Source organism: Burkholderia sp. KCJ3K979, from assembly GCF_016759955.1.
GTDB lineage: Bacteria > Pseudomonadota > Gammaproteobacteria > Burkholderiales > Burkholderiaceae > Burkholderia > Burkholderia orbicola.
This window is the reverse complement of record NZ_JACFYV010000290.1, coordinates 1-6,881: the sequence shown is the minus strand read 5'-3', so window position 1 is coordinate 6,881 and position 6,881 is coordinate 1. Positions and strand designations below refer to the sequence as shown.

At 65.8% G+C, this 6,881-nt stretch carries 4 protein-coding genes and 3 tRNA genes; 3 read left to right on the top strand and 4 right to left on the bottom strand.

What is annotated here, in order from left to right; all coding sequences use genetic code 11:
• Positions 1 to 192: 192 nt before the first annotated feature.
• From H3O04_RS32715 to H3O04_RS32700, 4 genes are all read right to left on the bottom strand, one after another.
• Positions 193 to 279, bottom strand: a tRNA-Leu gene (locus H3O04_RS32715).
• A 262-nt stretch (positions 280 to 541) separates the two neighbouring features.
• Positions 542 to 628 (bottom strand) — tRNA-Leu (locus tag H3O04_RS32710).
• 111 nt (positions 629 to 739) lie between these two features.
• Positions 740 to 1,729: an aliphatic sulfonate ABC transporter substrate-binding protein gene (locus tag H3O04_RS32705; protein ID WP_011545299.1), complete on the bottom strand. Its 990-nt coding sequence runs from the start codon at positions 1,727 to 1,729 to the stop codon at positions 740 to 742.
• Between the two features lie 341 nt (positions 1,730 to 2,070).
• Positions 2,071 to 2,157 (bottom strand) — tRNA-Leu (locus tag H3O04_RS32700).
• Between the two features lie 249 nt (positions 2,158 to 2,406).
• On the opposite strand from H3O04_RS32700, the gene rnr reads away from it, so the two are divergent.
• From rnr to H3O04_RS32685, 3 genes are all read left to right on the top strand, one after another.
• Positions 2,407 to 4,890, top strand: a complete 2,484-nt coding sequence (rnr, locus tag H3O04_RS32695) for a ribonuclease R (RefSeq protein ID WP_011545300.1) — start codon at positions 2,407 to 2,409, stop codon at positions 4,888 to 4,890.
• 148 nt (positions 4,891 to 5,038) lie between these two features.
• On the top strand, positions 5,039 to 5,782 hold the full coding sequence (gene rlmB, locus H3O04_RS32690) for a 23S rRNA (guanosine(2251)-2'-O)-methyltransferase RlmB (RefSeq protein WP_011545301.1): 744 nt from the start codon (positions 5,039 to 5,041) through the stop codon (positions 5,780 to 5,782).
• 133 nt (positions 5,783 to 5,915) lie between these two features.
• Complete coding sequence (locus H3O04_RS32685; RefSeq protein WP_011545302.1) at positions 5,916 to 6,788, top strand: N-acetylmuramoyl-L-alanine amidase; 873 nt, start codon at positions 5,916 to 5,918, stop codon at positions 6,786 to 6,788.
• Positions 6,789 to 6,881 lie beyond the last annotated feature (93 nt).

The window sequence follows — 6,881 nt, the reverse complement described above, 5'->3', positions numbered from 1 at the left end:
AAAAAGGCCGGCTAGAAGCCGACCTTTTTAGAAAACAGATGGTGCCCAGGAGAGGACTCGGTCACACATGCGCGACCCCGACTGCGCTTGCAAGCGCAGCCTTTCGAGTCCTCGCGCAAAGCGCGCAGGCGCTTTACTTCCTGGGCCGAAATGAAAAAAGGCCGGCAAAAGCCGACCTTTTTATAAATCAAGTGGTGCCCAGGAGAGGACTCGAACCTCCACGATGTTGCCACCGCTAGGACCTGAACCTAGTGCGTCTACCAATTCCGCCACCTGGGCACGTTTCGCTTGCTGCAGTGCGAAGACCGCTATTCTAGCGTGCCCGGAGAATCTGTCAACAGAATTTGAGGGGCGGACGAAAATATTAATCTGGGTGGCTTGATTGCCGAACCGGCGAGTGCATGGCCCGTGACGGCTGACGCGCCTTATCGATGTGCGGTGTGATGTCGGCGGGGTAAATGCGTCGACGCGAGCACGCATATCGATTTGTGCACCGGCAATGAAAAAAGGCCGGCAAAAGCCGACCTTTTTAGAAAACAGATGGTGCCCAGGAGAGGACTCGAACCTCCACGATGTTGCCACCGCTAGGACCTGAACCTAGTGCGTCTACCAATTCCGCCACCTGGGCACGTTTCGCTTACTGCAGTGCGAAGACCGCTATTGTAGCGTGCCGGCGAAGTCTGTCAACACAATTTCATCCGGAGCGGCAAAAATATTGCGCGCCTTGCGCCGCCGACCGTCACGCGCCAACCGGCTCCGCGCGCTTCGTCGTGAAATTCCAGCGCTGCGCCTGGCTCGTATCGACGCGGGCGGGCAGCAGCCCGGCCGCAAGGAACGTGTCGGCGATCTTCTGCTGTTCACCGAAGTTTTGCGTGACCACCGCGCGGACGAGATAGCTGCGTCGCGCATTCGCACGTGCGATCGTCGCGGCATCGAGCCCCCAGATCGGCGCGAGCGTGTTCGCGGCCTCCTGCGGATGGTCGCGTAGCCAAGCGCCGGCCTGCGACAGTTGGTCGAACAGGATCTGGATGACATCGGGGCGCGCGGCGGCGAAACTGCTCGACGCGAGGTAGTAGCGTTGGTACGACGCGAGTCCGTCGCCGTCGGCGAGAATCCGTACGTCGGGATTCCGGTCGACCGACGCGACATACGGATCCCACGTGATCCATGCGTCGACGCTGCCGCGCTCGAACGCGGCGCGGCCGTCCGCGGGTGTCAGGTAATGGATCGCCACGTCGGCGGGCGCGAGCTTCGCGCGGGCGAGCGCGGCAAGCAGCAGGTAGTGGCTACCGGCCGCCTTCGTGACCGCGATACGCCGGCCGTTGAGATCGGCGAGCGTGCGCAGCGCGCTGTCCTGCTTGACGACGATCGCCTGCGCCTTCGGCGAAGGTGCCTCCTGCGCGACGTACACGAAACGCGCATGCGCGGCCTGCGCGAAGACCGGCACCGTATCGGCCACGTCCGCGCTGAAGTCGACGGCGCCGACGTTGAGCGCTTCGGTCAGTGGCAATCCGCTCGCGAATTCATGCCATGACACGCGCAGGCCGAGCGGCGTCAGCGCCTGCTCGAGTGTGCCGCGCGTCTTGAGCAGCGTGATCAGCGTCGACGACTTCTGGTAACCGATGCGCAGCGTGGCCGGCGCGTTCTCGGCGTGCGCGCGGACACCGGCGGCAGCGAGGCCCGCGGCCAGCATCGCGCGCGCGAATGCGCGGCGGTTCATCGACGTCATGAAGGGTGCTCCTCGTTGGATGCGTTGAAAGCGAGGCGGCTAACGTAACAACGGGGAGGGCGATTGATAACCGATAAATTCTGCTATCGATCGGAGCGGCCGACATAAGGGCCGAGGACGGGCACTCGCGATGCAAGCGCCGAAATGAAAAAAGGCCGGCTAGAAGCCGACCTTTTTAGAAAACAGATGGTGCCCAGGAGAGGACTCGGTCACACATGCGCGACCCCGGCTGCGCTTGCAAGCGCAGCCTTTTGAGTCCTCGCGCAAAGCGCGCAGGCGCTTTGCTTCCTGGGCCGAAATGAAAAAAGGCCGGCAAAAGCCGACCTTTTTTATAAATCAAGTGGTGCCCAGGAGAGGACTCGAACCTCCACGATGTTGCCACCGCTAGGACCTGAACCTAGTGCGTCTACCAATTCCGCCACCTGGGCACGTTTTGCAGTAGCTGCTTGCTGCAAAGAAGCGAAATTATAGCGCCCCAATTATCGCTGTCAACACTTTTTTGCGATGCGCCGCAAACAGGCCGTCGCCGCGCGTGCTGGCGGCATTCCCGTCTTTGGGCGACACAGGCGGGTGATAGAATGACCCGCCGCCGTCAATATAGAACTGTCTGACGGACACCTCTATGTTGATGCCGTGCACCATCAGTCAACGCAACGAGAACAATCATCGACAAACCCTTGAGCAAATATCCGTACCCCATTCCGAGCCGTGAAGAGATTCTCGGCGTGCTGCGTACGAGCGACGCGCCGCTGGCCGCCAACGACATCGCAGAAGCCCTGTCGATCAAGCGTCAAGAGCGCGAGGGGTTCTTCCGGCGTGTCGCCGCGATGGAGCGCGACGGCCAGATCCGCCTCGACAAGCGTGGCCACTACCAGTTGACCCATCCGTCGAATTTCGTCGCCGGGCGCGTGCAGGGGCATCGCGACGGCTACGGGTTCGTGATCCGCGACGACGGCCAGGACGACCTGTTCTTGCCGAACGGCGAAATGCAGAAGGTGATGCACAACGACCGCGTGCTCGCGCGGATCGTCGGCTACGATCGCCGCGGCCGGCCGGAAGGGCATGTCGTCGAAGTCACGGAACGCGCGAACAAGCGCGTGATCGGCCGCCTGCTGAACGAGAACGGTGCGCTGATCGTCGCGCCGGAAGACAAGCGCATCGGCCACGACATCCTGATCACCCAGAACGTGAAGAAGGCGAAGGTCGGGCAGGTCGTCGTCGTCGAACTGACCGATTTCCCGAGCCGTCATTCGCAGCCGCTCGGCCGTGTCGTCGAAGTGCTCGGCGATATCGACGATCCGGGCATGGAAATCGAAATCGCGGTGCGCAAGTACGGCGTGCCGCATGAATTCAGCCAGCCGGCGCTCGACGAAGCCGCGGCGCTGCCCGACAAGGTGCGCCCGGCCGACCTGCGTTTCCGCGTCGACCTGCGCGACGTGCCGCTCGTGACGATCGACGGCGAGGACGCCCGCGACTTCGACGATGCCGTCTACTGCGAGCCGGTCAAGGTCGGCCGCGGCGACGGCTTCCGGTTGATCGTCGCGATCGCCGATGTGTCGCACTACGTACAGCCGGGTAGCGGGCTCGACGCCGACGCGCTCGAGCGCAGCACGTCGGTCTACTTCCCGCGTCGCGTGATTCCGATGCTGCCGGAGAAGCTGTCGAACGGCCTCTGTTCGCTGAATCCGCAGGTCGATCGCTGTGTGCTCGCATGCGACATGGTGATCACCGCGCGCGGCGAGATCAAGGCCTACCAGTTCTACCCGGCCGTGATCCATTCGGCGGCGCGCCTCACGTACACCGAAGTCGCGGCCGTGCTGTCGAACACGAAGGGGCCGGAGGCCGCGCGCCGCGCCGATCTGCTGCCGCACCTGCAGGATCTGTACGGCGTCTACAAGTCGCTGTTCGCCGCCCGTCAAAAACGCGGTGCGATCGACTTCGACACGACCGAGACCTACATCGTCTGCAACTCGCAGGGCAAGATCGAGCAGATCGTGCCGCGCCAGCGCAACGACGCGCACAAGCTGATCGAGGAATGCATGCTGGCCGCGAACGTCTGCGCGGCCGATTTCCTGAAGCGCAACAAGCATCCGGGCCTGTACCGCGTGCACGCGGGGCCGACGCCGGAGAAGCTCGAGAACCTGCGCGCGTTCCTGCGCGGCATGGGCCTGTCGCTCGGCGGCGGCGACAAGCCGCATGCGAGCGACTACGCGGCGCTGATGGCGCAAATCCGCGACCGGCCGGACGCACAGATGCTGCAGCCGATGCTGCTGCGCTCGATGCAGCAGGCGGTCTACAGCCCGGACAACATCGGTCACTTCGGCCTCGCGTACGAGGCGTACGCGCACTTCACGAGCCCGATCCGCCGCTATCCGGACCTGCTCACGCACCGTGCGATCTACGCGATCCTGTCGGGCAAGAAGTACACGCCGAAGGCGCCGGAAGGCTTCGAGCTGAACACCGCGCTGTCGCCGCGCGCTCGCGCGATGCAGCAGGCCGACGACGAAGCGCGCAACCGCTCGCGCTCGAACACGGCGATCTGGGAAGAGCTCGGCTTGCACTGCTCGGCGAACGAGCGCCGTGCGGACGAGGCGTCGCGAGACGTCGAAGCGTGGCTCAAGTGCTACTTCATGCGCGACAAGCTCGGCGAGGAGTATGGCGGGATGGTGAACGGCGTGACGTCGTTCGGCATCTTCGTGCAGCTCGACACGCTGTTCATCGAAGGGCTCGTGCACGTGACGGAACTCGGCTCGGACTACTTCCAGTACGACGAGATCAAGAACGAGTTGCGCGGCGAACGCACGGGCATCCGCTATCGCCTGTCGGATCGCGTGCGCGTGCAGGTGAGCCGCGTCGATCTCGATGCGCGCAAGATCGATTTCCGCCTCGTGCGCGATACGCCGGTGAAGGCGCCGCGTCCGTCGCCCGCGCCGGCTGCCGGCATCGATCGCAATGGCAGCGGCAATGGCCCGCGCGTGCGTGCGCTGCCGCCGGTGGAGGAAACCGTGCCGCGTCGCAAGAAGGCCGCGAGCGCGCCGAGCGTCGCGGTGCAGGAAGCGCGCGCCGCGCGTGGCGCCGCGAAGAAGAAGAGCGGCGGTGCCGGCGGTGGCGCACCCGCGAAGCCGACTGCGAAGAAGGCTCGCGCCCGCAAGAAGTATTGAGTGTTCGGGGCGGCGTACGCGCACGCCCTGCAGTATCGAGAGACGCCGCGTCACCGGTCATCGGCCGGCCACGCGGCGCTTTCCTTTTCCATGGATCGCGGCCGCGCCCGTCGCGCGGCCGCACGTTTGATCGAAGGTTGTTCCAGTCATGTCACGTCTGAAGGTTCTTTACGGTTTTCATGCGGTGACCGCACGTTTGCGGCACGATGCATCGACGGTGGCGGAGGTGCTGTACGACCAGACGCGCCGCGACCGCCGCATGCAGGACTTCCTGCACGCCGCGAAGGAAGCGGGCGTGCGGCTGATCGCAGCCGACGAAACGCGCCTGTGGGGCCTCGCGCACACCGAGCGCCATCAGGGTGTCGTCGCGCGCGTCGAGGACATGCCGCTTGCGCAGAACCTCTCCGAGCTGCTCGACGGCATCAACGGGCCCGCGCTGCTGCTCGTGCTCGACGGCGTCACCGATCCGCACAACCTCGGCGCATGCCTGCGGGTCGCCGATTCAGCCGGCGCGCATGCGGTGATCGCCCCGCGTGACCGCGCGGTCGGCCTGAACGCGACCGCGGCCAAGGTGGCGAGCGGCGCGGCCGACACGGTGCCGTACATCACGGTGACGAACCTCGCCCGCGCGCTGCGCGAGCTGAAGGAAGCGGGGGTATGGATCATCGGCACGTCGGACGAGGCGTCGGCGACGCTCTACGAAACGAAGCTCGACGGCCCGGTCGCGCTCGTGATGGGCGCGGAAGGCGAAGGCATGCGCCGGCTCACGCGCGATACCTGCGACGAAGTGATGAGCATCCCGATGGCCGGCAGCGTGGAAAGCCTGAACGTGTCGGTCGCCAGCGGTGTCTGCCTGTACGAAGCCGTGCGTCAGCGGCGCGTGAAGGGCTGAACCTTCGGGCTGAACCCCGGGGCTGACCCGGGGCCGACCCGCCCGTCCCGCGCGCGATGCGCGGGCGTCGAATGACCCGCACGACGCGTGCCCCGATGCAAGGCGGCACGCGGCTCTCCGGAACCCGCGACCGATGACCCTGTTTCGTATTGGCGCCTGCTGCGCCGTGTTCGGCCTGCTGGCGGCCTGCACGTCGCCGTCGCTCGTCGAACGCGGCACCTACTACGCCGACACGAGCCTGCACGCGCGCGGCGCCGATTCGCGGATTCGCTTTCTCGTCATGCATTACACCGAAAGCGACGAGACGAAATCGCTGCGCACGCTGACGGGCGACTCGGTCAGCGTGCATTACGTCATCCCGCCGCAGCCGCGCGCCGAACGCGGGATGCCCGTCATCTACCAGCTCGTCCCGGAAGCGCGGCGCGCGTGGCACGCGGGCGTCAGCGAGTGGCAGGGCACGACCGAGCTGAACGCGGTGTCGATCGGCATCGAGAACGTGAACCGCGGCCCGCTCGATCCGCAGCACCGCACCTGGCAGCCATATCCGCCCGAACAGGTCGACGCGCTGACCCGCCTGTCGAAGGACATCGTCGCGCGCTACGGCATTCCGCCGACGCGCGTGGTCGGGCACAGCGATATCGCGCCTCAACGCAAGATCGATCCCGGCCCGCTGTTTCCTTGGCATGCGCTCGCGCAAGCCGGCGTCGGCGCATGGCCGGACGACGCGACCGTCGCCGCTCGGCTCGCCGGCCGCGACCCGCACGCGCCGGTCGACGTGCGCGAATTGCAGCTCAAGCTCGCGCGCTACGGCTACGACGTGCCGACCGACGGCGTGCTCGACACGCGTACGCGGCGCGTGTTCGCGGCGTTCCAGATGCATTTCCGGCCGTCCGATTACGCGGGCAATCCGGACGCGGAAAGCGATGCGATCGCGCAGGCGCTGCTCGACAAGTACTTCCCCGGCACGCAAGCGGCGGACCCCGCGCCGGCGGCCGACACACCCTGAATACGCGGCGCGGCGCACGCCGAAAAACGCGGGGACGTCCGCCGACTCCGGTAAACTGGCGGTTTTCCGCAATCCCGCAGCATTACCACGCCA

Coding starts and splice junctions, on each gene's coding strand:
- H3O04_RS32685 (WP_011545302.1), top strand. CDS start 5,916: ATGACCCTGTTTCGTATTGGCGCCTGCTGCGCCGTGTTCGGCCTGCTG.
- H3O04_RS32705 (WP_011545299.1), bottom strand. CDS start 1,729: ATGACGTCGATGAACCGCCGCGCATTCGCGCGCGCGATGCTGGCCGCG.
- rlmB (WP_011545301.1), top strand. CDS start 5,039: ATGTCACGTCTGAAGGTTCTTTACGGTTTTCATGCGGTGACCGCACGT.